Source organism: Motiliproteus sp., from assembly GCF_965230735.1.
Classification (GTDB): domain Bacteria; phylum Pseudomonadota; class Gammaproteobacteria; order Pseudomonadales; family Balneatricaceae; genus Motiliproteus.
This window is the reverse complement of the sequence record NZ_OZ246016.1, coordinates 813,319-838,587: the sequence shown is the minus strand read 5'-3', so window position 1 is coordinate 838,587 and position 25,269 is coordinate 813,319. Positions and strand designations below refer to the sequence as shown.

The 25,269-nt window shown below is 57.0% G+C and carries 19 protein-coding genes; 7 read left to right on the top strand and 12 right to left on the bottom strand.

Annotated features, from left to right (window positions below; translation table 11 throughout):
* Window positions 1–184 precede the first annotated feature (184 nt).
* The 3 genes from ACO05M_RS03990 (at window position 185) to ACO05M_RS03980 (ending at window position 3,134) form a co-directional block, all read left to right on the top strand.
* On the top strand, window positions 185–1,171 hold the full coding sequence (locus tag ACO05M_RS03990) for a TRAP transporter substrate-binding protein (protein ID WP_421868082.1): 987 nt from the start codon (window positions 185–187) through the stop codon (window positions 1,169–1,171).
* Window positions 1,172–1,308: 137 nt separating this feature from the next.
* On the top strand, window positions 1,309–1,824 hold the full coding sequence (locus ACO05M_RS03985; RefSeq protein ID WP_421868079.1) for a TRAP transporter small permease: 516 nt from the start codon (window positions 1,309–1,311) through the stop codon (window positions 1,822–1,824).
* Between the two features lie 5 nt (window positions 1,825–1,829).
* Window positions 1,830–3,134, top strand: a complete 1,305-nt coding sequence (locus ACO05M_RS03980) for a TRAP transporter large permease (protein WP_421868075.1) — start codon at window positions 1,830–1,832, stop codon at window positions 3,132–3,134.
* A 93-nt stretch (window positions 3,135–3,227) separates the two neighbouring features.
* On the opposite strand, the gene ACO05M_RS03975 is transcribed toward ACO05M_RS03980, so the two are convergent.
* Entirely contained in the window at window positions 3,228–4,016 is a 789-nt protein-coding gene (locus ACO05M_RS03975; protein WP_421868072.1) for a substrate-binding periplasmic protein, read from the bottom strand.
* A 306-nt stretch (window positions 4,017–4,322) separates the two neighbouring features.
* Between ACO05M_RS03975 and ACO05M_RS03970 the strand changes: the two genes are divergently transcribed.
* Entirely contained in the window at window positions 4,323–6,368 is a 2,046-nt protein-coding gene (locus tag ACO05M_RS03970) for a putative bifunctional diguanylate cyclase/phosphodiesterase (RefSeq protein WP_421868069.1), read from the top strand.
* Here ACO05M_RS03970 and torD read toward each other — a convergent pair.
* The 4 genes from torD to ACO05M_RS03950 all read right to left on the bottom strand — a co-directional run bounded on the left by torD (window position 6,365) and on the right by ACO05M_RS03950 (window position 11,046).
* Window positions 6,365–7,015: a molecular chaperone TorD gene (gene torD / locus ACO05M_RS03965; RefSeq protein ID WP_421868066.1), complete on the bottom strand. Its 651-nt coding sequence runs from the start codon at window positions 7,013–7,015 to the stop codon at window positions 6,365–6,367. The two genes, ACO05M_RS03970 and torD, sit on opposite strands and share 4 nt — an antisense overlap.
* Before the next feature lie 80 nt (window positions 7,016–7,095).
* The gene (gene torA / locus ACO05M_RS03960) at window positions 7,096–9,561 is read right to left on the bottom strand and encodes a trimethylamine-N-oxide reductase TorA (protein WP_421868064.1); all 2,466 of its coding nucleotides are present in this window, start codon (window positions 9,559–9,561) and stop codon (window positions 7,096–7,098) included.
* 87 nt (window positions 9,562–9,648) lie between these two features.
* Window positions 9,649–10,827, bottom strand: a complete 1,179-nt coding sequence (torC, locus tag ACO05M_RS03955; RefSeq protein ID WP_421868062.1) for a pentaheme c-type cytochrome TorC — start codon at window positions 10,825–10,827, stop codon at window positions 9,649–9,651.
* A 48-nt stretch (window positions 10,828–10,875) separates the two neighbouring features.
* Entirely contained in the window at window positions 10,876–11,046 is a 171-nt protein-coding gene (locus ACO05M_RS03950; RefSeq protein WP_421868059.1) for a periplasmic nitrate reductase, NapE protein, read from the bottom strand.
* 296 nt (window positions 11,047–11,342) lie between these two features.
* Between ACO05M_RS03950 and torR the strand changes: the two genes are divergently transcribed.
* Window positions 11,343–12,086: a two-component system response regulator TorR gene (gene torR, locus ACO05M_RS03945; protein WP_421868057.1), complete on the top strand. Its 744-nt coding sequence runs from the start codon at window positions 11,343–11,345 to the stop codon at window positions 12,084–12,086.
* Between the two features lie 42 nt (window positions 12,087–12,128).
* On the opposite strand, the gene ACO05M_RS03940 is transcribed toward torR, so the two are convergent.
* The 5 genes from ACO05M_RS03940 to torT form a co-directional block, all read right to left on the bottom strand.
* A complete protein-coding gene (locus ACO05M_RS03940) occupies window positions 12,129–12,845 on the bottom strand; it encodes a DUF6639 family protein (RefSeq protein ID WP_421868054.1) in 717 nt (238 codons plus the stop codon).
* A gap of 211 nt (window positions 12,846–13,056) precedes the next feature.
* Entirely contained in the window at window positions 13,057–14,022 is a 966-nt protein-coding gene (locus ACO05M_RS03935; protein WP_421868051.1) for a hypothetical protein, read from the bottom strand.
* Between the two features lie 83 nt (window positions 14,023–14,105).
* A complete protein-coding gene (locus tag ACO05M_RS03930; RefSeq protein ID WP_421868048.1) occupies window positions 14,106–14,912 on the bottom strand; it encodes a hypothetical protein in 807 nt (268 codons plus the stop codon).
* 84 nt (window positions 14,913–14,996) lie between these two features.
* Window positions 14,997–15,434: an SLATT domain-containing protein gene (locus ACO05M_RS03925; RefSeq protein WP_421868045.1), complete on the bottom strand. Its 438-nt coding sequence runs from the start codon at window positions 15,432–15,434 to the stop codon at window positions 14,997–14,999.
* 368 nt (window positions 15,435–15,802) lie between these two features.
* Window positions 15,803–16,882, bottom strand: coding sequence for a TMAO reductase system periplasmic protein TorT (gene torT / locus ACO05M_RS03920; RefSeq protein ID WP_421868043.1), 1,080 nt, complete (start codon window positions 16,880–16,882; stop codon window positions 15,803–15,805).
* 154 nt (window positions 16,883–17,036) lie between these two features.
* Between torT and torS the strand changes: the two genes are divergently transcribed.
* Window positions 17,037–19,919: a TMAO reductase system sensor histidine kinase/response regulator TorS gene (gene torS / locus ACO05M_RS03915; protein ID WP_421868040.1), complete on the top strand. Its 2,883-nt coding sequence runs from the start codon at window positions 17,037–17,039 to the stop codon at window positions 19,917–19,919.
* 6 nt (window positions 19,920–19,925) lie between these two features.
* Here torS and ACO05M_RS03910 read toward each other — a convergent pair whose 3' ends face one another.
* The gene (locus tag ACO05M_RS03910; RefSeq protein WP_421868037.1) at window positions 19,926–20,525 is read right to left on the bottom strand and encodes a uracil-DNA glycosylase family protein; all 600 of its coding nucleotides are present in this window, start codon (window positions 20,523–20,525) and stop codon (window positions 19,926–19,928) included.
* 370 nt (window positions 20,526–20,895) lie between these two features.
* On the opposite strand from ACO05M_RS03910, the gene ACO05M_RS03905 reads away from it, so the two are divergent.
* A complete protein-coding gene (locus ACO05M_RS03905) occupies window positions 20,896–21,648 on the top strand; it encodes a Crp/Fnr family transcriptional regulator (RefSeq protein ID WP_421868033.1) in 753 nt (250 codons plus the stop codon).
* Between the two features lie 617 nt (window positions 21,649–22,265).
* Here ACO05M_RS03905 and glnE read toward each other — a convergent pair.
* Complete coding sequence (gene glnE / locus ACO05M_RS03900) at window positions 22,266–25,202, bottom strand: bifunctional [glutamate--ammonia ligase]-adenylyl-L-tyrosine phosphorylase/[glutamate--ammonia-ligase] adenylyltransferase (RefSeq protein ID WP_421868031.1); 2,937 nt, start codon at window positions 25,200–25,202, stop codon at window positions 22,266–22,268.
* Between the last annotated feature and the right edge of the window lie 67 nt (window positions 25,203–25,269).

Here is a 25,269-nt window from a genome sequence, read left to right as displayed (position 1 = left end):
CATCAGCAGCCCGACCGGCGAGTCAGAAGTGACTCATGCCGAGCTTACCAACCTCATTTATTAACTTTTAGTTCGTTGTTTTAAAAGAAACTTTTTCTTTATCCAGATCTGGCCCCAGGCTTGCAATAGCCGATACAGCAACCGTCTTCGGTATTGCTTAATCACACAGATCTGGAGAACAACAATGAAACGGTTTACCCAAACAACAGCAGCTCTGCTCGCCTCGATTCTGACCCTGGGAGCAACCAGCACCGCCTCCGCCGCGACCCGCTGGGACATGCCGACCCCCTACGGTGACGGAACCCACCAAACCCAGGTGGCTCGAAGCTTTGCCGAAGAGATCAACGCCAACGCCAACGGTAAGCTGACGGTCAATGTTCATTCCGGCGGTTCGCTGATCAAGCATCCGGAAATCCACCGCGCAGTCAAAACCCGTCAGGTGCCGATCGGTGAGGTCTTTATCGGTCGTCTTGGCAACATCAACCCGATCTTCAAGCTCGACAATATTCCTTTCCTGGCCACCGATTTCGACAGCGCCGAGAAGCTCTACCAAGCCTCCAAGCCGGCCCTCAACAAGGCCCTGGCCAAAGAGAACCTGATCCTGCTCTACACCTCGCCATGGCCGGCCCAGGACCTGTACTCGAACAAGCCGGTCAACAGCCTGGCCGACCTGTCCGGCATGAAGATGCGCTCCTACAGCCCGACCACTTCACGACTGGCCGACCTGATGGGCACCACCCCGGTCAATATCCCGTTCAGCGATGTGGCCCAGGCGTTCACCACCAACGCGGTGGAAGCGATGATCACCTCGCCCAGCACCGGGGTTAACAGCCAGAGCTGGGACTACATCTCCCACTTCACCACCATCCACGCCTGGATTCCGAAGAACATGGTGTTCGCCAACAAGCGCGTGTTCGACCGTCTGGATCAAGCGACCCAGCAGGTGATCCTGACTGCGGCGGCCAATGCCGAGAAGAAAGGTTGGGCCCTGGGCCGCAAGCTGGCGATTGAGCATACCGATGCCCTGGCCGAAAACGGCATCAAGGTGACCGAGCCCAGCGCTCAACTGGTTTCCGAACTGGAGAAGATCGGCGCCACCATGATCGATGAGTGGCTCAACGAAGCCGGCGACACCGGCAAGAGCGTGATGGACTCCTACCAGTCGATGTAAGCCCCCGACGCAGAGCTGTCCGCATCGCGGACGGCTCTGCGCTACCTCTGCAGTCAAACTTCTGCAGTCAAAACGATAAAAAAATCCGGCGCGTTGAACGAAGCCCATCGACGCAGTAACCGGATCGGGACACGACCATGTTGACGCTGAAAAAAACCTTCTACACCACCTCCCTGGTGCTCTCGGGCACCTGCCTGGTGGTGATGACGCTGTTGATTCTTGCCCAGATAATCGCCCGTTTCTTCGGCGTTATCATCCCCTCCTCGGAGGACTTCGCCGGCTGGCTGTTATCGGCCACGATCTTCTTCGGCCTGGCCTACACCTTCAACAGCGGTAACCACATCCGGGTAACCATCCTGCTGTCGCGGCTCAGCGGCCCCAGCCGCCGCCTGGTTGAGTTCTTCAACCTCAGCGCCGGCCTGCTGATCAGCGGCTACCTGGCCTACTACACCGCCTATACCGCGTACGAGTCCTACATCTACAACGATGTGACCGACACCTATCTGGCAGTTCCGCTGTGGTTGGTACAGCTGCCGATGGCACTGGGCTCGGTGTTCTTTTTTATCGCCATCACCGACAGTTTCCTGGCCGCGTTGCAGGGTAAAACCCCCGGCTTTATCGCCCATGAAGATGCCCTGGGCACCACGGAGTAACGATCATGGATATCTCAATCGTAGGCGCCATCGTCGTCGCCAGCATGCTGCTGATGCTGACCAGCGGTATCTGGGTTGCACTGACCCTGACCGGCATCTCGGTCATCGGCTTGGCCTTGATCGGTAATGACAGCATCGGCTTGCTGCTGGGCACCTCGTCCTGGAGCGCCGTGACCGGCTGGTCGCTGACCGCCTTGCCGCTGTTTATCTGGATGGGTGAGATCCTGTTCCGCACCCGGCTGTCGCAGGATCTGTTCGAAGGCCTGTCCCCGCTGCTGTCGAAGCTGCCGGGCAAACTGCTGCACGTGAATATTCTCAGCTGCGGCATCTTTGCCGCGGTTTCCGGCTCCTCGGCGGCAACGGCCGCCACCATCGGCCGGATGACCCTGCCGGAACTGTCCCGCCGCGGTTACGACGATGCCATGTCGATCGGCACCCTGGCCGGTTCCGGCACCCTCGGCCTGCTGATCCCGCCGTCGATCATCCTGATCGTTTACGGCGTCTCGGCCGAAGTCTCGATCGCCCGCTTGTTCCTGGCCGGTGTCTTCCCCGGTCTGGTCCTGATCCTGCTGTTTATGGCCTTCACCGCGGTCTGGACACTGATTCAGGGCCGCCAGGGCAAGACCGCCGACAATGTCAGCTACAGCTTCTCGGAAAAGCTACGCTCACTGAAGAAACTGATTCCCATCGTGTTTCTGATCACCGCGGTACTGGGCTCTATCTACCAGGGTATCGCCACCCCCACCGAAGCCGCCGCCTTCGGCGTCGCCGGCTCGCTGCTGCTGTCGGCACTGCTGGGCAGCTTCAGCCTGAACGGGCTGCTGGACAGCATCGCCGGTGCGGTCAAAAACTCCTGCATGCTGGGGCTGATTCTGGTCGGCGCCCACTTCCTGACCCTGGCGATGGGCTTTATCGGAATCCCCAACGCGCTGGCCAGCTGGATCGCCCAACTGGGCCTGTCGCCGGTGGAGCTGATCATCTACCTGACCGTATTTTTCGTGGTGCTGGGCTGCTTCCTCGACGGGATCTCGGTGATCGTTCTGACCACCTCGGTAGTACTGCCGATGGTGACCCAGGCCAATATCGACCTGCTCTGGTTCGGTATCTTCCTGGTGCTGGTGGTGGAGATGTCGCAGATCACCCCGCCGGTGGGCTTCAACCTGTTCGTGATCCAGGCCCTGACCGGCAAGAACATCTTCTACGTCGCCAAGGCGGCACTGCCGTTCTTCTTTATGATCGCGCTCGCCATCGTTCTGATCACCCTGTATCCGTCGATCGTGCTGTACCTGCCGACGATGATGACCTCCTGATCCATCGCTTTCGCCGATCAATCCTAGGTTCCAAGCAAAAGCCCGCTCGTGTTTCATGCACGGCGGGCTTTTCGGTTGAGTCTTGGGCTGAGGCTATTCGCTTTGCGGCAGCTCTCCGATATAACGGTTGATCACCGCTTCCACCCCGCCTTCGGCCTTCAGCTGATTCAGCGCTTCCTGCAGGCAGGCAATGGCCAGCGGATCGGTGGCGGGGTGAAACGCCACCCCCATCTGCCCCTCGCTGAAGACATGGATCAGTTCGTAGTCGCTGGCCTTATCGCCAAGCTGATTCATGTAGTAGAAGGTGGGTTGCGAGGCATAGGCAATGGCATCCAAACGGCCCCGAATCAGCTGGATCACTAGATTATCCGCATAGCTGGTCCGCTGAATGACTTGGGGATTCACCCCGGCTTCAAGCAGTAGTTGCTCGCCGATGTCGTCTTTCACCGTGCCGATTCTCAGATCGTTCATATCTTCCACCGAGCTGATCCGCAGTTGCTTGTCGCGTTTGGCGATCAACGCCACCGTGATCGGCACGATCGGACCGACAAAGGTAAACAGCTTCTCGCGCTGCAGTGTAATGGTGGTGGAGAACAAGCCATGATCCGGCCGGATCTGGATGGTCCGGTAGGAGCGGGCCCAGGGCAGGAAGACGATGCTCTCGGCATCCACCTTGGCACCCAGCCGTTTGAACAGGGTCAGCAGGATCTCCGTGGTCATCCCGGTCGGTTTGCCCTGCTCGCCGACGAAGTTGTAGGGCGCATAATGCTCGCTCAGCCACTGAATCTGCTCCAGCGACGAAGCACAGCCATCGTCGAGCGCTTCCGCGTTCGCCCTACCCAGGATCAGCACCAACAACAGTGCCCATAGAGTTCGCTGCATGGGGTTAACCTCTGCGACTGATGATCCGGACAGCAACCAAGAATCTTAGCCTCAATAACAGCCCTACCAGTAAGGGTATAGCAGCTAATTGACGACTGGGTTGGATTAATCTCGAAAGCACTCTGCAAAGCGGCAGCGAAATCGCCGATCCTCCACTAGAATCAATTTATGGGGCGTAAAGTTCCGACAAAAATCCAACAAAGCCCCGACACTGAAAGCACACCTCGAAAAACACCGGTCAGGATGATTTAATCCGATCAATAGCTAGGACTTGCTGTTGTTGTACCAATTGATAGGGATGTTGATATGCCGGAGCAACACGCACTCAACCCTCGCCGGCTGGTGATCACCACCAGCATCAGCGCCTTCATTTTTTTGCTGGCGATGTCGTTCCTGTTCTACCAGGGCAATCGGATGGACGCCCACCATGTGCCCCAGATGCACGCGGTGATGAATATCAAGCTGGAGGCGACCACCGCCCACCTGTGGTTCGAAGAGATTCTCTCCGGCGATCGCAACGAGTCGATCAGCTCGGTATGGACCCATATCGAGCAGGCGGACTGGTATGCCGAAGCCCTGCTTCGCGGAGGCCGCCGAAACAATCACAGCTATCAGCCCCTGAATGAGCCGGCATTACGTGAGGCGATTACCCTGGTCAGAGCCAAGCTGGAGAATTTCCGTCAGATCGCGGTGCAGCGCTACGAGAACCTCAGTGGCTCCGAAGCCGGTTCGGATCTTGACCAGGAGTTCGACCGGATATTCCAGTCGTTTATCCGCGAGGCCAATTTTGTCCAGCAGGATATTCAAGGCCGGATCGCCGCCGATTTGAGGCAGTTCAAGATTGCCGGCGGCGCCATCCTGGTGCTGGCGACGCTGCTGGCGCTACTGTTCAGCGTGGCCCTGTATCAGCGCGAGCGACAGAAACAGCAACTACTGCAGTCGCTGTCGGAATCCAATCACGAGATCGAACAGAAGAATCTGGAGCTGAATTTCCGCGCCAACTATGACCCGTTGACCCAACTGCCCAACCGAGCCCTGTTCACCGACCGCCTGGCCCAGACCATCCTCGAGTCGAAGCGAATGGGAACCAGCTTTGCGCTGCTGTTTATCGATCTGGATCACTTCAAAACCACCAATGATCGTTACGGTCACCAGGCCGGTGATCAGCTATTGCAGCAGACTGCCGAACGGATCAGCCGCTGCCTGCGCGAACTGGATAGCGCCTCCCGGATCAGTGGTGACGAGTTTATGGTGCTGCTGAAAACCCTCAAGGGCCAAAGCCATGCCGTCGAGACGGCCCAGGAGATCGCCTCCCGCCTGACCAGTGAGATGAGCCAGCCGTTCCGGCTCGGCGAGGTGACTTCCTACGTCACCGCCAGTATCGGGGTGGCGATCTACCCCGACGACGGCGATAACGCCGAAGCCCTGATGCTGTCGGCCGACTCGGCCATGTATCACGCCAAGGAGATGGGTCGGAACCGGTTTGAGCTGCATAGCCAGTCGCTATCGACCAGCGTACAGCAGCGCATCACCATCGAACACGACCTGCGTGAAGCCCTGCAAGAGCGCCAACTGATCGCCTATTTCCAGCCCCAGTGGGACCTGCAAACCAAGGAGGTCACGGCCCTTGAAGCCCTGGTGCGCTGGCAGCACCCCGAACACGGCCTGATCGCCCCGGACCAGTTTATCGAAGTGGCCGAGAAGATCGGTCTGATCCACCTGATCGATTACCTGGTACTCGAAGACGCCCTGAAGCAGACCCTGCGGTGGCACGCCCAGGGCTTCAAGCTCAAGCAGGTGGCCGTCAACATCTCCCCCTACACCTTCCATCGGCAGGACTTCCTCAGCACCGTGGTCGAACTGCTGACCCGGCATCAAGTCAGCGGTGATGCGCTGGAGATCGAGATCACCGAGCATGCCCTGCTGGAGGACAGCGACTACAGCCGCGAAGTGCTGGCCAATCTGAAGAAACTGGGCGTGACGATCGCCATCGACGACTTCGGCACCGGCTTCTCATCGATGAGTTACCTGCGCGATCTGCAGATCAATACCCTGAAAATCGACAAGAGCTTTGTCGACCAGTACCAGCAAAACGCCGCCACCGGCATCATCCTGCGAAACATCATCCAACTCGGTCGTTCGCTGGGGCTAAACGTAGTCGCCGAAGGGATAGAGACCGAGAGGCAGGAGCAGGACCTGACCCGCTTCGGCTGTCAGACCGGTCAAGGCTATCTATGCGCTAAACCGCTGCCGGTCGAACAGATCAATGCCCAGTTCGTCCCGGCCAAAGCCAGTAACGTGCTGACCCTCAACCCCAGCTGCAAAAAGCGCGGCAACGGCCATCAGGATTAGCCGATCCACTCCCGCAGGTAGGCCTGATCCAAGCCCAGATAGCCCAGCAGCAGCACCGCCACCTGGGGGTAGACGCGGGTGTTGTTCAGAGATGTCGCCCGCTCGACAAAGGCCGGTACCCAGCTCATCAGCTGTTGCTCGATAAAGCGCAGCTGCTTCTCGAGCAGCATGCCCTGCTCGGCATCGGAGCTCGAATTCACCCCCTGCATCACCAGGTTGCCCAGATAATCCAACATGATCGCCAAGTGGTCGGCCGGTTCGTTCATGCCCTCGTTAACCGCCAACCCTTCGGACTGGAGCAGGTCGAGCATATCCAGGTGGGGTTGCTGGTACAGCAGGCCGTCGTCGGACAGGTAGACCGAGGCATAGGGCAATGCCGAGCTCTTCTGATCCACCAGAAAGCACTGGGTAAAATCGGCCGCCAGCTCCAGTCGGGGCTGGTCCTGCGCTGCCATCTGCTGTAATGCCTGCTGCAGCGCGCCGACCTCTTCGCTCAAGCCGTTATCCGCCAGACCTTGCAGAAAGTCACGGCCTTCCTCACCGCAATAGGCCTGCAGCTGTTCATCGTTCAGCTCGCTGGCAAACAGGGTCGAAAACCACCAGTAGATACTGGCCCGCGTTTCTGACAATTCGCTGAAACTGTTCATGAGATTCCTCGCTGTTCAGAGCCTTGGCGGTCCTTAGGACCGCCGTTGATTGTGGCCGCCATTAGCGGCCAAACTTCTCGCTAGCGCACTTCCACCGGGCCACCGAAGGCGGTCACCGGCGGCACCTCGCCGACATATTTCTCGATCTCGACCAGACAGGTGTTGGCACTGGTGGCCTGGGACAGCTTGGAAGCGCCGATATCCTGGGTCACGGTGTTCGGATCGCCGTAGGTATCCAGCGAACCTATGGACGCATCCAGCGGTCCGTACCAGGCCCCTTCGTGGATCCGCACCACACCCGGGGCGAAATCATCGGTCACCCGCGCCCCGGCCAGCAGCTGGCCGCGATCGTTATAGACCCGCACCAGATCACCATCGCGGATACCGCGACGACGGGCATCTTCCGGGCTCAGGTAGATCGGCTCACGGCCCTGCACGCTATAGGTGCTGCGGTAGGCTTCGGATTCGCACATCTGCGAGTGCAGTCGCTGGTCCGGGTGGCAGGATTGCAGCCACAGCGGGAAGCGATCGGAGCCGGGCCCACCGTGGGAGCGCTCGCTCTTTTCGAACCACATCGGATGCCCCTTGCAGTTATCGTAGCCGTAGCGGTCGATCTTACGGCTGAAGATCTCGATAAAGCCGGACGGGGTACCCAGTGCCTTCAGCTCCGGATCGTCGCGGAAGTCGGCGTGGCGGGTCCAGGGCTTGCCGGCACCGAAGTCGACATAGCCCTCGTCCCAAAACTGGGCGAATTCCGGCATCGCGAACTTGCCTTTGTTGGCGTCGCGACAACCCTCGTAGAGTTCGCGCAGCCATTCCATCTCGCCCTTACCGCGGCTGTACTCCTTGTGCTTGCCGAAACGACGGCACAGCTCGGTGAAGATATGGAAATCGGTACGGGACTGGAACAGCGGGTCCACCAGTCGCTGCATCGCCAGGATGCCGCGGGTACTGTAGGAGCCGTACTGGTCGATATCGTTGCGCTCGAACTGGGTACAGGCTGGCAGCACGATGTCGGAGAACCGGCACGAAGCGGTCCAGTTAAAATCGATCGTGACCACGGTTTCCAGATTGCGGAACGCCTGCTTCATCCGGTTGCGATCCTGGTGGTGGTGCCAGGGATTACAGCCGGAGATCACCATCATCTTGAGGTTCGGCAGCGTCACCTTGCCGCCGTTGTAGTCGATCTGCTTGCCCGGCTCCAGGATCGCATCGACCCAGCGCGCCACCGGAATGGTCTTGCTGTAGCCGTTGAAGTCATCGTTGTCGTGGATCGGCTTCTGGCCCTGATCCGGGTTACGCGGGAACGCACCCGGACCGCTGGCACCGGAGGAGGGCACCCCGATCGAGCTGTAGTGGTGGGCATAACTGACTCCGCCACCGGGTTGACCGATCTGACCCAGCATAGCCGCCAGCACCGCACCCATCCAGTAGGGCTGCTCGCCATGCTGCTGACGCTGGATGCACCAGCCGAACAGCAGCTGGGTCCGATCCGCCGCCATCGCCCGGGCCAGTTCCCGGATCACGTCGGCGTCGACGCCACAGATCTCGGCGGCCCACTCTGGGGTCTTCTCGACCTTGTCTTCGGACTCACCGAGCAGGTAGGGCACGAAGCGCTCGAAACCCAGACAGTAGGTATCGAGGAATTTCTGGTCGTGCAGCTGCTCGGTATAGAGGGTATGGGCGATCGCCAGCATCATCGGCACATCGGTCTGCGGGTTGATGTACTGCTGCTCGCAGCCGAGGAACTTCTGGGTTTTGCTGCGTACCGGGTCGATGCTGACCACCCGGATCTCGCCGTCGGCGACCTTCTGCTTGAGCTGGTCGAGGTAGCGGTAAGACTCGTGGGTCTCGCAGGCCCAACCGACCTGCAGGTTTTTCACCGGGTCGTTGGCCCAGAGCACGATCAGCTTACTGTTCTCCAAGATCAGCGGCCAGGAGGTGCCTTGGGCGTAGACCTCGGTGGAGCCCAGCACGTAGGGCAGGATGGTCTGTCCGGCGCCGGTGGAATAATCCCCCACCTTCTTGATGAAGTTGCCGTGCATCGCCACCGCCCGCTGCATATGGTTGCCGCAGCTGTGTAGCTGGCCAGTCTGGCGCCAACCGGTCTGACCGGCATGCAGCGCCCAGGGGCCGTATTGGGTCTGGATTCGTTCCAGCTCCTGGTAGAACAGGTCCAGCGCCTCGTCCCAGGTCACCCGGATAAAGCGGTTGTCGCCCCGTTGGCTGGTGTCGCTGTTATGGCGGTTCTTGTACCAGTCGTAGCGCACCATCGGATAACGCACCCGAGACGGGCTGTAGATGATCCCTTCGATGCCGTTGAGCATATCGGTGGGGTGGGAATCCATCTCGAACGGCTTCACTTCAACCACCTTGCCGCCGTAGATCCGGGCCCGGAAGGCGCCCCAGTGGGAGCCGGTAATGCGCCAGATGCCCGGATCGGTTTCGGCGGCCTGAGCGCTGCGAACCAGCAGGCTGGGCCCAACCATCGAAGCCGCCGATGAAGCCAGGATGCCTTTTAGAAAATTACGTCTGTTGATGGACATAATGTGCTCCTTAAATTTTCAAATTCGTTCTGCTTCAGTGATCTGAAGAGCGCGACTTACGGCTATCCCTGCCCGCGCGCCGGGGTTTCAATGCTTGTCGTCGGAGAAATCGGACGAATGTTTCTGCAGGTACTTCAGGATCACCGCCTGGCTGTCACCGTCGAGGTTGACGAAGGACAGCATGCCGTTGAACATCCCCGGCCAGGTGTTGGCGTCGAAGTGGTTCTCATCGGGCTGGGTGTGGCAGACGCTACAGCTGCTCTGGTAAGTCTCTTTGGCATAGTCCCAGATCATCTCGGTGGACTCGGCCAGGGAACCGGCCCGCATCCAGACCACCGCGTTGATCCGCTCCCATTCCAGCCCGGTCATGTCGTCCTCTTTTCGCTCGAAGCCGGAAACCAGTTGATCGTTCTGGGCCGCGGCCTTGGACAGGTGGCCGGAGGAGATGTTGAAGCCGAAGTCTTCGTTGATAACCCGACCAAAGCCCTTGGTCCGACGCCAACCGCTCAGCTCGACCTTGAGGCTGTCACCGTCGATCTCCAGCACCTTGACCGGGGTAGCCGCATTCAGCTGACCGGCTTCGACCGCCAATTGCGGGTCTTCGTAGATCGGTAGCTGGCGGATGCTGTAATAGGTTTTACCGGTGTCGAAGCCGGATACCGCGGCACCCTGCTCCAGCTGGGCAAAGGCTTCGGAGACCCCTTCAAGCATGTCCGGCAGTTCGTGGGCAATGCCTTTGTGGCAGTCCAGACAGCTCTGATCACGCTCGGCGGCGCGACGCATCTGGACCTGGGCTTTCTCCGACATGTTGTCGAAGTTCATGCTGTTGTAATCGTGGCAGTTGCGGCATTCCAGCGACTTGTTGGCCGAGAAGCGCTGCCATTCGTGCTGCGCCAGCTCGAGCCGCTTGTCGAGAAACTTCTCGCGGGTATCGATAGTGCCGAACAGTTTGCCGAACACCTCTTTGCTGGCCTGCATCTTACGGGCGATCTTGTCGGTCCAGTTGTGAGGGACGTGACAGTCAGGACAGGTGGCCCGAACACCGGAGTTGTTGGACCAGTGCACGGTCTCTTGCAGCTCCTGATAGACGTTGGCCTCCATCTCGTGACAGCTGATACAGAACTCTTCGGTATTGGTGGCTTCGAGCCCGGTATTGAAGGCACCCCAGAACACCACACCGGCCATAAATCCGCCCAGCGTCAGCACACCCAGACTCAGGTGGGTGCTCGGCGAGCGGATGATTTTCCACATGGAAGGAATAGACATGATTTCACTCCAGAATTAGTTTCGAGGCGACGGATTCGCGCAGGCCGATCAAAAGTGGCCCGGAGGGCCCATCAGCAGTTGCATCATCCAGACGACAAAGCCGTAACCGGCAATACCCAGCACGGTCAGCAGCGGGATAGCCAGCACAGAGATCAGCAGAAACGCCTTGGTTTCCTGGACTGCGCTAACCTCGTTTTTGGTTTCAGAGTTCGTGTTCATAACAACCTCACTCGGGCGTTTAGCGTGAATCGGTAGCGGGGTGAACCGGCGACCACCATTGCAGGAGAGGGCGGCAGTCGCCGGCACCACATGCCATTAACTTCTGTATGGATTTAATGCTAAAGCGAGGGTGTGAACGGGTCTGTCGGCGGTTATGTACAGGCGGGAACGAAATATGAAAAATTGTTAACAGAAATTGACCTGGGACGATGCCATCCCGGCAAAACCGGGTATCCTTGCCGACAGTGGTCGAGCAAATCCCGCTGCCGTCACCCGCCGCACAGAGTGAAACCAACATGAGCACAAGCTACCAACCGGCACCGACCTACCACGTCCTGGTGGTCGAAGATGATCCGATCACCCGGCTCAAGTTGAGCGGCTATTTCGAAAACGCCGGTTACCGGGTCAGCCAGGCCGGCAGCGGGGTCGAGATGCGCGAGGAGCTGGCCAAGGCCGAGATCGATCTGGTGCTGCTGGATATCAACCTGCCGGGGGAAGACGGCCTGGCACTGACCCGCGAGCTCCGCAGCCAGTCCAACATCGGCATTATTCTGGTCACCGGCCGCACCGATACGGTGGACCGGATCGTGGGATTGGAGATGGGCGCCGACGACTATGTCACCAAGCCGGTGGAGCTGCGCGAGCTGCTGGTGCGGGTAAAGAACCTGCTGTGGCGGATCTCACTGGCGCGCCAATCAGAGGCCCAACAGCCGGAGGTTGAAGAGGACAGCGACATCCTGCGCTTTGGCGACTGGCGCTTCGATATCCCGCGCCGCAAGCTGTGCCGTGGCGATCAACCGGTCAAACTGACCAAGGCCGAGTACGAAATTCTGGTGGCCTTTGTCGCCTACCCCAACCGAGTCCTGAGTCGTGAGCGACTGTTGAACCTGATCAGTCATCGGGTCGACAGCCCCAGCGATCGCACCATCGATGTACTGGTTCGGCGCCTGCGCAACAAGATCGAAACCGATCCGAAAGCCCCGGAAGTACTGATCACCGTCCACGGCGAAGGCTACCTGTTTGCCGCCGAGGTGAACTGAGCCGACAGCTCATCAACGCTAATTGTCCAGAGCATCAGCTCCTCAGGGCACCGAGATATACAGCCATTTGTGATTCAACAGCAGCTTGATAAACGGCTGCGGATTGCTCAATTGAGTCAGATGCAGATAGGACTTCACCGCGAAGCCGGTGGGATTGAAGGCCATGTAAGTCACGCTGATCTCATCCCCTGACTCCCAAGGGCCCGTCTCTTCAGACAAAATAATCTGCTCACGCTTCGGCGCCGCTAACACACCGAGCTGGGTGGCATGGGCGATATATTCGTGGGCGGTATTGTTCCACTTCTCCTCGACGTCGACGGCATTCTGGTGAAACACCGCATGGGCCAGCTCATGAGCAAGGGCACCGATATAATGCTCCTGATCAAACGGCATCTTGTACATCTGCGGTGATTGGCTGCTGTTCAATACGGCAGGTAGCGACATAATTCGGACGCGCTCGCTTTGGCGGTCATAACTGCCAAAGGCCTTGTAGCCGCCCGAGTTAATCTGATGCTCAATGATCTCAACCTGGATCGGCCTTTGAGGTCCCATCTGATAGCGGCCTAGAAATTCGAACGTCCTGGCCGCGGCCGTGCAAACATAGTCGAGCATGTTGTCGTTGGGCGCAGAGAGGGAAACTTCCGGGATGTTATCGCAACGATACTGAGCGGCGGAGACGGGCAGTGCCAAATAGATGGGGGCTAGTAGCAGCAACACCAGGGCGATGATAGAACGCTTCGGGTGGTTTCTCTGTATCATCCACTGCCCCTATTTCAAATCCACCGCCCCACATTAACGGTCTGGACCGAGTTGCTTAGAACAGCAGGGAGTATAGTTGAAGGCCTTGTATAGCAAGGACTGGCTGTTTGTCGGTGGAGTGGATTTAACCCACAAGTGGGCTTTTAGTTTCTGATATAACGCCTTAATAACCGGCCAGCTTTGCTGCGTCAGGTGCCTGAAAGGCGTGTAGTTAAGTGATTACCATGTTAGATTTAAATTCACCTCTATGAGACTCCTTTTTAAATGGAATTTCAGACATGATCTGAACTCTACTGAAGTAGGGAGTTCCAGCAAGGGCGTTTTGAAGATCTTTGAAGTGGCCATCATCAGAAAAAATGAGATCCGTGTAATTAAGGTACATTGCATGTAGGCTATCGTTATAAACACCCCTTGAAAATCTGACCAATGATTGGCTATAAGCCATTTTTGCTAAGGTAGATAGAGGGCCTTTATATATTAATGGCTCCCAGTTGCTGAGCGCATAATTAATTCTGCATTTTGTTTTATCAATACCTATTTTTTCCCATAACCTATTAGTTATCTCTTGGCCTGGGCCGACATGACAGCATATTAATAAAATTAGATAGACAATCGATAATTTAAATATGGTTCTTAGCTCTTGCGTATATGGAGAGTCGTTTTTAATGAACTCTAAGCTATTTAACCACGCCTCTAAAGAATAATTAAACGACTCATTCTCTGATGTTGGAATAATTATATTATCTTTTCCATTAATAACCTGATGAATCATCTTCGTGAAAGACTTTAAAATTTTATTCCTGTTTTTCAGTTGTTCAACATCTACATTTATTTCTTTATAATTTGTGGATGTATCACGCCAAACATCAGCTAATAGGCTTTGCGAGGAAAGTCTTACCCTTTTCTCTTCAGATGGAAAGCCCTGATTTATATAGTGAATAATTGTTTCTTCTGGAGAGGCTAGAAGCTCACTACTAAATAAGCATTGTGCGAACTCAACAATCTCCCTTCGTCTTTCTGGGTCTGATGTTTGCAGTATTTCAAGCAGAGTTACTGGCGATATGCACCAATCTCTTCCTTTCAGAAGCTGTATTTTCTTTGTTTCAACAGCATCATGTGCAGACATGATATCCATAAGATAATTAACAGCAGATGTTTCGAAATACCATATTTTCACAGAGCTTCCTTTTCACTTAACACCTCAAACAGCGGCGCGCGTTAGCGCGTCCAGCCAAGAAGTAGCAGTGCTGCTTTGATTTGTTATGCGGGTTGCCACTGCACTTTCTCAGACTTGTAGAGATCAAACTTTCCATCTCTATACCTGTATACTTCAATTTGTGTATGCCACTCCTCTCTATTCTCACCCCAGTTTCTGCTGTAAGAGTTAACGGAATAGTCAACGCCATCCGCTCTCCCCCAAGTAATTAATGGGAAGTCACTGCCTATGTCAGAGCCAGGGACTGAAATCAGGTCAAAATGATCATCCAAACGAAAAACCCTTAATCCCTCAGTATGAGCACCGCACTTGTAGCCTATTACAACCTCTAAATTCCCATCACCATCAACATCATCTGCGCATATTTCGCAGCACACAGCTTCGAACTGATAAAAACAAACCGGACTCTTATCTGGGACTATCGCATATACATAGTGTTTGTTTTCTCCCCACGTATTTGATTGCGACAGAATAACTACACGAATAGGCACCTTGCTCCATTCGCTATACTTGTATTTTCCGGGTTTAGCAGAGAACTCTATGGACTTATCTCTATCGCTTAAAGCATGATCAAAATTAAAACGCTTCAAGCCATTTTCTTCTGTGTATATATTATCTCTTCTTGTATTTTTTGTTACGCTAATTCGATTGAACTCGAAATCTGGTAGTTCTGATTGATTCCTTTTTCTGATGATCATCCAATCTTTAGGTCTTAAGCTAATGCATGTAATTAAGCCCACTACTGTTGTAACTATTGGTTCGAAATCAGGGGATGCTACTAACCATATAAAAGCTGTAAGCGTAGCAATACAAGCTAGCAAAAATGGTAGATTTGCTTTAATAAATCTCATGCGGTTCCTTTTGTCGCATAACGCCGCTAACAGCGGCGAGCGAAGCGAGTCCGGTGCCCGAAGGGCACGCACTGCTTGGCCTTGTTAAGCATCTTCTCGCGATCTCTCTTTAAGCCACCATTTGTTGCATTCTTCCAATATTCTCTCAAGCTTCTGGCTGAACTCTTTCACGAGATCTTCGTTCAGATCTTTTTCATGAGCTTCCGAAATTTTTATCTCATACTTTAGTGCGTATAACTGGTTTCTAGTCTTAACATACTGGACCCAAAGCCCTTTGTGATTGTAATAAAGATCAAGCCCTGTCAGAAAAGTAACAAATGCGCTACATACAAAAGCTGCATTCTTCATAAGCACCTTATTCTCTTCCCCAAATTCGATACCTAATGCGAGAGTAGCAATTAACGTTAGGGTTAGTGTGGCTAATTTAAATCTAAAGGTTTTCCCTTTATCCCTGTTAGCTTTCGAAGAGAAGCTCTCAATGTGACTATCAATTTCTGTCTTTAGAATTTTAAGGGATTCCAATAGCTACCTCCTCAAAGTCAATTTGAGTATTTGCTTAACACTTCAATACTTGGCCCTTGTAAAGAAGACCTTCCTTGCAAGCTTGGTCTACCTTCCAAGGTAGCAAGGAAAAATCATCCATCGATTCAGCAACATCTATCAGGCCCAGTTCGCCCAACGGGCAAATGGTTAGGCCACCAAAGATTGAAAATGATTGGAAGAAGCTGTCCCTGCTGATCGTTGTGATCTCCCTGATCTTAGAAGGGTGGACCGATACTGTTACCGGCACGCTGGGTACTTATCGTCTCGATACTATAGCTTAGCGTTTGTACCGATAGTCTGCTTTATTCCCCGGCAAAACCTATTTGGGTTACCGCTTTTTACAACGCCTAAGGCTCTACCCGATAGGTCGGCATAAAGCTGGCCGGTGACAGCGAGTCCTGCTTGATCTGCGGACTGAGCCGGTCCCGGGTCAGGCTGATAATCTCCGGGCCGATATCGTGCTCTAGCGGCTGCCCTTCCAGATAGCGTACTGCCTGATCGATCGCCAAGCGGCCGTGCAGCACCATCTGATCGGTGTTGGCCATCAACACTTTGCCCCGCAGCAGCGCCCGGTACATACCGTGGGAATAGTAGTGGCTGATCAGTTGCGGCGGTTTGTCGAGTTGACGGTGTTTGAGTTCATTGATGGCGATCTCGACCAGCACCGCGCCGCCGACGATGTAGTCCAGATCCTGATGCTGATCAAGCAGTTGCTGCAACAACGCCCGCTGCACGTCACGATCGTTGTCGCCGTAACCGGCGGTGATCACCTCGGTCACCGCGCTGTCGGCCAGCCCATCACGGATGCCGCTGCCCACTTCCGATTTGGCTTCCAACCGTTTCGGGCCGGGGAACCAGGCGACTTTGGCCGGTACGCTCCCGGCCGGGTGGCGCTCGGCCAGAAAACGGCCGACCTTGAAGCCCATCTGGTACCAGGACACCCCCACCCGACCGGTCAGACCATCGCGGGACAGATCATTCACCACCCCGAACAGCGGCACCTCGCTATCGAGCTGCTGCAACCGACTGTTGAGTTCTTGATACGCCACCGTTCCCAGCAGAATCGCATCGGCGGGCCAGTCCAGGCAGGCCTGCAGTTGCTGCCACTGCCGCTCCAGGTGGTGGTAGCCGCCGGCTTCGGCCGCTTTGAGCTGCACTCCGAGCCGCTCGGCCTGATCGACCATGCCGTAATTGACGCTAAGCCAGTAGGAGTCTTTGATATGGGGATACAGCGCGCACAGGCGCCAGGGTCGGCTGGCGGTGGTGATCGGCTCGATCTGGGCTTGCTGCCACTGCTCAAACTGGAACAGGGGCTGGCGGGATTGCACCGTCCAGGCCTGCGCCGTCGATGTCATCATGACGGTCAGGATTATCGTTACCAGCCCAAATCGGTACCGATGCCACCAATGGCAAGCGGATCTGTTCACGTCTGCACCTGTTCGTTGACCGGACCCGCCGTCGGACAGGTTGCGGTTTGAGCACCGTCAAACGACCGGCAATCGCTTTTCAACCTGAGCGGGATTGTCGATAGACTAGGGCCTGTTAGCACTAAGCTCAACCCAAACGGCCCGGGAGCACGCGGTGACCCTAAGGATCGGCATCACACGCAAACTACTCTACGCCTTCCTGTTGATGGCGGGGTTGTCGTCGCTGGCGTCGTTGATCGCCTGGTCCGGATTCAAGCAGGTGACCAGCAAAGAGCGGCTGGTCTCCGAAGAGGCGATTCCGGCCATGCGGGTGGCGCAACAACTGGCGGAGCTGAATATCGGGATCTCCAAGACCGCCCAGCTGCTCAGCACCACCAACAGCCAGCCCGACAGTTACGCCCTGGGTAAAGCCCTGGCCGGATTGAGCGCCGAGCTGCAGACCCTGTTCCGGGCCGATCTGGATCACCTGTTCTCGGCCGAACAGCTCGATCAGGTCCGTCAGTTGGGGGGACGAATCGAGACCAACCTGCGCCAGCTCGAACCACTGACCAGCCGCCGTATCACCTATCAGCAGCAGCTCGATTCGAGATTGCAGCAACTGGACCAGATGCTCAGCGAGATCGCCGATCTGACCCAATCCCAGGTCGCCAACGCCAATACCATTGCCATCGTCAATCTGGTGAATGTTTATGATCTGGTCGATCGTCAGGTCGAGCCGGAGCAGGTGTTCCGCTCGCTGGATCAGACCCTGGAAGACGATATCGACCAGCTCGAACAGATGTCGGAGCTGCTGCAAAAGAGCTATCAGCTGCGTTACAACATCGGCAAGCTGGCCTCGCTGGACAGCACCAACGTTATCGATCAGCTGGAGCAGCAGTACCTGCAAGTGCTGGAAGTGATGCAACGCCGAGTCCGAGTGATTGCCGACCCGCAACGGGCCGAGCGCGCCCAGGCTACCCTGCGCCAGATCCAGCAGCTGCGAAGTCCCTTCGAGGCCAGGCGGCAGTGGCTGGCGGTCAATCAGGAACTGCGGATGCTCGATCACAGCAACCAGCAGCTGTTCAGCAACCTCAACCAGGTGGTCAAAGCGATCGTCGATCACGGCAGCCGCCGGATCGGACAAGCCACCGACGGGCTCAATGAGCTGTTGATCGAAGGCGAGCGGGTGGTGATCGTCAGCGGTATCGCCACCCTAGTGCTGCTGGTGTTGCTGATGTGGAAGGTGGTCTACCGCGATATCGTACGCCGACTGGAGGACCGCACCCAGGCACTGCACCGGCTGGCAGAGGGCGATCTGGCGATTGAGCTGGACCAGCGTGGCAACGACGAGCTGGCCGACATGGCCCGTGCCATCGAGGTGTTCCGCCAGAATATCCTGGCCCGACAGCAACTCGAACAACAGCTACGGGAACACAAGCAGGATCTGGAGCAGCAGGTCAATCAGCGCACCCGGGAACTGTCCCAGGCCAACCTTCAACTCAACAACGAAGCCGCCGCCCACGCCGAAGCCAAACTGCGGGCCGAGCAGGCCAATCGGGCCAAATCCACCTTCCTGGCCCATATGAGCCACGAGATCCGCACCCCGATGAACGGCGTTATCGGCACCCTGGAGCTGCTCAAGCAGAGCCCGCTAGACCCGCAGCAACGGACCTACGTCGACACCTCGCTGATCTCCAGTGAGAACCTGCTCGATATCCTTAACGACATCCTGGACTACTCCAAGGTCGAATCGACCCGGGTCGAGATCAGCGAGCAGGATTTCGAGCTGACCCGGATGCTAAATCAGCTGATCACGCTGATGCAGCCGCGAGCCGATCATAAGCGGTTATCACTCCGGCTACAGGTTGATCCGCAGTTACCGAAGTGGATTCGCGCCGATCAAGGCAAGCTACGCCAGGTGCTGACCAACCTGGTCGGCAACGCGATCAAATTTACCGAACAGGGCTCGGTACAGTTACAGGTCGGTCTCAATACCCAGGCTGAGTCGGCCCGGCTGCGGGTTGAGGTGACCGATAGCGGTATCGGTATCGCCGAAGAACGACAACGGGATATTTTCAATGCCTTCTCCCAGGTCGGCAGCAACCATCAGCTCGGCGGTACCGGACTGGGACTGACCATCAGCAAAAGTCTGGTGGCGGCCATGGGGGGCGATCTACAACTACGCAGCCGTCATGGCGAGGGCAGCTGTTTCTGGTTTGAGCTGCCACTGTGCGAAGCAGAGCCGCCACAACAGTCAGACGAGCAGCCAATCCTTCAGCCTGCTTCAGATTCCGAACCGGCACTGTCCGGGCTGCGGGTATTGCTGGTGGAGGACAACCCCATCAATCGCTTAGTAGCCGAAGGCTTGCTGCAACAGCTGGGGCACCAGGTTCAGAGCAGCGTCGATGGACAGAGCGCTCTGCAGCAGCTGTCGCAGCAGCCATTTGATATCGCCCTGGTCGATATCAACCTGCCCGATATCAACGGCGTGGCGCTGTGCTCACAACTCAAAGCGAAACTGGCCGAACAGGGTCGATCGATGCCGATCCTGGCGGTATCCGCCCATGTATTCAAAGAGGAGATCGACGACTATCTGGCCGCCGACTTCGATGGTTTTATCGCCAAGCCGATCCAGCGCCAGGCGTTGAGCCAGGCCCTCATGAAAGCCATGGGGATGGCGGAGAGCTTACCCGAGCAACCGCCCGTCCAGGCTTCCGATTTCGCTGATGTCGAGCTGCTCAAGCGCTCGGTACTCGAGCAGGATCTGCAGCAACTGGGCCCGGCCACGGTGCAGCAGATGATCGACCTGTTTGTCAGCAACGCACCCAAGACTCTGGAGCAGATCGATTGCCACGACAACGCCGACCAACAACCGGATCTGATCCACAGCCTTAAAGGCTCCGCCGCCAGCCTGGGACTGGAACAACTGTATCAACGCTGTCAGGCCCTTGAAGCCAGCAGCCGAAACCAACCGCTAACCGCCGAGCAGCTAAACGAACTGACCCAGCTGCTTCAGGCCAGCATCGACGCGCTACAGTCCTTCAGTAAGGCGTTTTAAGCCCCATCAAAGGTAGCTCGCCACCTGCTGGCGCAACCAGGGCAACAGCTCGGCTTCGAACCAGGGTCGCTGTTTGATCCAATGCTGATTTCTCGGGCTGGGATGGGGTAGACAGATAATCTGAGGACGGTCGGTAGAAGCCGCCTCTTTCCAGTCAGCCACCCGCTCGGACAACGAGCGGCGGTCCTGCAGGTGGTAGTCCTGGGCGTATTTACCCAATAGCAGAATCATCCGCAACTGAGTCAGTTGCTCCATCAGAGGTTCACGCCAACGTAGAGCACACTCCGGCCGCGGCGGCAGATCACCGCTACGACCACGACCCGGGTAGCAAAATCCCATCGGCAGAATGGCCAGCTTAGAGGGATCGTAGAACTGCTGTCGATCCAGCCCCAACCAAGCCCGCAGTCGTTCACCACTGGGATCATCAAATGGAATCCCACGCTCGTGGGTGATCCGGCCCGGTGCCTGCCCGGCCAGCAGAATCCTCGCTCGCGGGTCAAACTGCAGAATCGGTCTTGGCTCAAAGGGAAGATCGGCCTGGCATTGACGACAAGCCTTAACGTCCTCGAGGAGCTGCTGCCAGGACTCAATCATGTGATCGGTCATTTATTGACCTCCAACCCATGCCATTTCGCAGATATCGACTATATTTCTCGGAGCACCTTGGGGCCAGCCTGTTCGGACACAAATTCCGATGTTCCAAAAATAATCATATAAAGACTGTAATCGGAGTTTTGGTTCCCGTATGATCGCGCCCTCGTCGGCAACACCCCGGAAAATGATCGGTCCTTTTGGACCGGTTGTTGGATCAATTCGGGGCTTTAAGTCACCTTGCCGGAAAACGCTTACCCCTTTAACCATGCGGCTTACGCGGACATTGAAGAGTTTTCGATGAAAACGCTTCCGAACACTCGTCTTCGCCAACTCGGATGTGATATATATCACTTTCATTAGACAATAAGAACGGACGCCCCTTGTGACCACTCAGGATAAAAACTGCCGGGCTCGCTTGCATCTGGTCGATAGCCATCGCCAGTGTCAGCATTGCCAGGCTGAAAAACTGTGCCTTTCTTTCGGCTTGGATCAATCAATCGGCGCCGAGATGCGCGACCTGATCCAGGAGCGTGGCCCCTACCAAGCCGGTGATACCATCTACCGTCAGAGCGATCCGTTCCGCTCGATCTTTTCAATCCAATCCGGCTGCGTCAAAGCCGAAACGGTCACTGTCGATGGTCGCGCCTCCGTGGTGGGCTTTTTCCACCCCGGCGACCTGGCCGGTCTCGACGGGATCGGGTCCACCAGCTATCCGACCGATCTGATCGCGTTGGAGACCACCTGGATCTGTGAAATCCCCTACAAAGAGCTGCTGGACCTTTGCGGACATGCACCCAAGTTGCAGAGCCGCTTTATCGAGCGAATGGGGATGACGATCCAACAGCACGAGCAGGACTGGAAAGTCCTACGCAGCGACCCCGCTGAGGTTCGCGTCATGCGCTTCCTGTACCAGCTGCAGGAACGCAACCGTCGTAACGGTTCGACCTCGCCACGAATCAAACTGCCGATGCCGAAACAGGATCTGGCCAGCTACCTGTCACTGACACCCGAGTCCCTGAGCCGGGTGCTGACCCGAATGCAGAGCGACGGCTATATTCTGAAAGAGTCCCAGCGGGTGCTGGTGTTACAGAAATCACTTGAGGATGAACTGGGATTGCCGGTCAGCCGCTCCTGATCTAAGTTGAAAGCGCGCAGTTAACTTCAGTTACGCCCTTTCGGGCGTGTTAGGGAAATGCGCCGCCATTTCCCTAACAACCCTAGGCGGCCCCGCTTGCTTGGCCAGCTTCGCTGGCTACGTTGCGCGTTTCGCCTGCCAATGGCCGCGATTGGAACTCACTCGCTTCGCTCCCTCAAACATCAATCGCTCTACTCCATTGTCAGACTGCAATGCTCACCGGCACAAAAGGGGTGTGGGTGTTTATTCTGAGGCAACGGAACTGCAAATAGCACGGCCTCAACCGCCCTTGACGCAGCCGAGCACGGGTTTGGAGAACGGATCAGCGATGATGGCTGTTTGAGGCCGAAGGCCGAGTTTCCATCTGAGCCCGTTTTTTAAATCAGCGCGCAGGGTGAGGCACAGGGATGTACCGAATGAATGCCCGAAGGGCCAAGTCATCGGGCAAAGCATTTTTTGGTTCGTTTTTGTTGCGACAAAAATGAACGCACTCGAGTGAGCGCAATAAGAACTATCCTCAAACTCAGAGAGTTAGAACCAACACCATCAATTTAACTAAATCCTGTTACAGCCTCCCGAGCGTGCATGGTCAAAGGCTTCGGGAAGCACGACTCAACTCACGCATTCATCAGCTGCTTCCAAATACCCGCCACTTTGGCCCGCAACTCACCCAGCTGTTGATCATCGACCAGACTGGATTGCTCCTGCAGCGCCCGACTGTGGCCCACGGATCGGTAGGTTTTATAGGCTTCACGCAGCAGCTCGGCATCCTCGACACTGAGTCGTTCCAGCCGCTCGGCGGCTTCCAGAATACGGATATTGTCGGTGTACTCGATCAGCGCCGGTTGCTGCTCGGAATAGGCCAGGGACAGGTACTGCACCATAAACTCGATATCGACGATGCCGCCGCTGTCCTGCTTGAGGTGGAACACGGCGCTGTCGGTATCATCGGACTGGCTGCTGCCCAGGTGCTCACGCATCTTGCGGCGCATGTCGATCACTTCGGTTCTCAGCTTCGGCAACTCGCGTTGCTGGGACAGCACTTCGGCGCGGACTTCTTCGAACCGCTGCTGCAAGGACGGACTACCCGCCACCACCCGGGCCCGTACCAGGGCCTGATGCTCCCAGGTCCAGGCTTCGCTGAGCTGGTAATCACGAAACGCCTTCAGCGAGCTGACCAACATTCCGGAGTTGCCGGATGGGCGCAGTCGCATGTCCACCTCGTAGAGCTGGCCGGAGGTGGTGAAAGTGTTGAGGATATGGATGATCTTCTGCCCCAGGCGGGTGAAGAACACCTGATTATCGATCGGCTTGTTGCCGTCGGTATGCTGGTTCAGAGCACCGTCGTGGATAAACACCAGATCCAGGTCGGAACCGTAACTGAGCTCCAGACCGCCGACCTTGCCGTAGCCGACCACGATAAAGTCACGCTCACAGGGCACCCCCGCTGACTGCTGCGGCAGGCCGTGCTTGTCGGTCAGGATTCGCCAGGCGATATCGAGAGCACCTTCGAGCACCACTTCGGCGATGTAGGTCAGGTAGTCGCTGACCTTCATCAACGGCAGCGCACCGCTGATCTCGGCCGCCGCCACCCGCAGCACATGGGCATGCTTGAAGTAGCGCAGCGCTTCCATCAGTTGCTCGACATCCTCTTCCGGAATCCGCAGCAACTGCTGACGCAGCTCCTGCTGCAGCTGCTCTTTATTCGGTGGCGCGTAGAGACTGGTGACGTCGATCAGTTCATCCAACAGAATCGGCTGTTTGGCCAACTGTTCGGCAAACCAGGGACTGGCCGAGCACAGTTTGACCAGCTGGGCCAACGCACCGGGGTTTTCCCACAGCAGCACCAGGTAGGCGCTGCGGCGCAATACCGAGTCGATCAACTGCAGGGTCCGCTCCAGGGTCTGGGTCGGCTGCGGCTGTCCCGCGACGGCTTCCAGCAATAACGGCATTACCCGATCTAGCCGCTCCCGGCCGATCGACTGCAGCGCCAGCACCTTGCGGTTACTACGCAGGTTGTCGAGCAGCTTCTGGGCCTGTTCCGGCTGTTCAAAGCCTTGGGCGCTAAACTCTGCCACCGCGCTGGCTTCGTCCAGTTCCCCCTTCCACAACAAGGCCCAGCTATCGTCGTTGGACTCGTCATCGTCGCTGTCATCCACCGGCGCGATCACCTCGGCGAAGTGATGACGCACCTTGGCCCGCTGCTGCTCCAGCTCGGCGATAAAATCTTCCCAGCGCTCAAAGCCCATGCTGAAGGCGATGCGGGTCTGCTCCAGCTCTTCGGTGGGCAGTTCTTGAGTCTGGCGATCCTGGACCGCCTGGATCGCATGCTCGGCGTTTCGCAGCATCCGGTAGGCCTGATACAGCTCGTCGGCGGCCTGCTCTGGCATGCCTACGGCATCCGGCAGCAGGCTCAGAATGGTTTTCAGCTCCCGCTGTTGCAGACGAGAGTCGCGACCACCGCGGATCAGCTGGAACGCCTGGGCCACGAACTCGACCTCGCGAATTCCGCCCGGTCCCAGTTTGACGTTGCCGTGCAACTGCTTGCGGCGCACCTCGCGGTTGATCATCGCCTTCATCTCGCGCAGCGATTCGAACGCGCTGTAATCGAGGTACTTGCGGTACACGAACGGGCGTAGATCGGCCATCAGCTGGGCGCCAGCCTGTTGATCACCGGCCACCACCCGCGCCTTGATCATCGCGTAGCGCTCCCAGTCGCGGCCCTGATCCTGGTAGTACTCCTCCATCGCGGCAAAATGCGGCACCAGAATACCGCTCTGGCCGTAGGGGCGCAGGCGCATATCGACCCGGAATACAAAGCCGTCGGCGGTCTGCTGGTCCAGCGCCTGGATCAGTTTCTGACCCAGTTTATTGAAGAAGCTGGCGTTATCGAGGCAACGACGGGCACCTTCGGTCTCCCCCATCTCCGGGAACGCGAAGATCAGGTCGATATCCGAGGACAGGTTCAGCTCGCCAGCCCCCAATTTGCCCATCCCGATCACCACCATCTGCTGCGGCTGGGCCGGCTGGCCTTCGCGGGCGCGGGAGTGGGGCGTGCCCCACTTGTCGCAGGCCCAACGGTAAAGCCAGTTCAGCGCCTGATCGATACAGGCATCGGCCAGCGCGCTGAGGTCGGCGGTGGTCTGCTCCATCTCGGCCAGTCGATTCAGATCACGCCAGATGATCCGGCTCATCTCACGGTGACGGAACTGGCGCAGGCAGCGATGCAGATCATTCTCGGTTTCGGCACTCGCGAGGATCTGCTCCAGTCGTCGGGCGTACTCCCCGTCGTCGTAGCTTCGCTCCAGATCGGGCAGCAGATCCGGCAGCAGCTCGGGACGATTCAGGCACTGCTCCACCACAAACAGGCTGCCACTCCAGCACCGACTCAGCTGCTGCCAGAAGTCTTCCGGCAACGCCTGCAGTTGTTCATACTGGTCGCTGTCCGCCTGATCCTGATAGCGCTGCCAGTTGGTCTCCAGCTCTGAGGCGAGCGAGGCGGGCAGCAGGTCGTAGCAGGAGGCGGGAATAGAAGGAGGCAAAGTCTGGGGCATGGTTCATCCTTTGATCGTGCCGGGTGGCGGGCGGCGCCCGCCGAAGGCTGGTAAAGCGGTCGGGCCA

Excerpts from the sequence above, each read along its gene's own strand:
- ACO05M_RS03990 (WP_421868082.1), top strand. The coding sequence starts at position 185 with ATGAAACGGTTTACCCAAACAACAGCAGCTCTGCTCGCCTCGATTCTG.
- ACO05M_RS03985 (WP_421868079.1), top strand. The coding sequence starts at position 1,309 with ATGTTGACGCTGAAAAAAACCTTCTACACCACCTCCCTGGTGCTCTCG.
- ACO05M_RS03980 (WP_421868075.1), top strand. The coding sequence starts at position 1,830 with ATGGATATCTCAATCGTAGGCGCCATCGTCGTCGCCAGCATGCTGCTG.
- ACO05M_RS03975 (WP_421868072.1), bottom strand. The coding sequence starts at position 4,016 with ATGCAGCGAACTCTATGGGCACTGTTGTTGGTGCTGATCCTGGGTAGG.
- ACO05M_RS03970 (WP_421868069.1), top strand. The coding sequence starts at position 4,323 with ATGCCGGAGCAACACGCACTCAACCCTCGCCGGCTGGTGATCACCACC.
- torD (WP_421868066.1), bottom strand. The coding sequence starts at position 7,015 with ATGAACAGTTTCAGCGAATTGTCAGAAACGCGGGCCAGTATCTACTGG.
- torA (WP_421868064.1), bottom strand. The coding sequence starts at position 9,561 with ATGTCCATCAACAGACGTAATTTTCTAAAAGGCATCCTGGCTTCATCG.
- torC (WP_421868062.1), bottom strand. The coding sequence starts at position 10,827 with ATGTCTATTCCTTCCATGTGGAAAATCATCCGCTCGCCGAGCACCCAC.
- ACO05M_RS03950 (WP_421868059.1), bottom strand. The coding sequence starts at position 11,046 with ATGAACACGAACTCTGAAACCAAAAACGAGGTTAGCGCAGTCCAGGAA.
- torR (WP_421868057.1), top strand. The coding sequence starts at position 11,343 with ATGAGCACAAGCTACCAACCGGCACCGACCTACCACGTCCTGGTGGTC.
- ACO05M_RS03940 (WP_421868054.1), bottom strand. The coding sequence starts at position 12,845 with ATGATACAGAGAAACCACCCGAAGCGTTCTATCATCGCCCTGGTGTTG.
- ACO05M_RS03930 (WP_421868048.1), bottom strand. The coding sequence starts at position 14,912 with ATGAGATTTATTAAAGCAAATCTACCATTTTTGCTAGCTTGTATTGCT.
- ACO05M_RS03910 (WP_421868037.1), bottom strand. The coding sequence starts at position 20,525 with ATGACCGATCACATGATTGAGTCCTGGCAGCAGCTCCTCGAGGACGTT.
- glnE (WP_421868031.1), bottom strand. The coding sequence starts at position 25,202 with ATGCCCCAGACTTTGCCTCCTTCTATTCCCGCCTCCTGCTACGACCTG.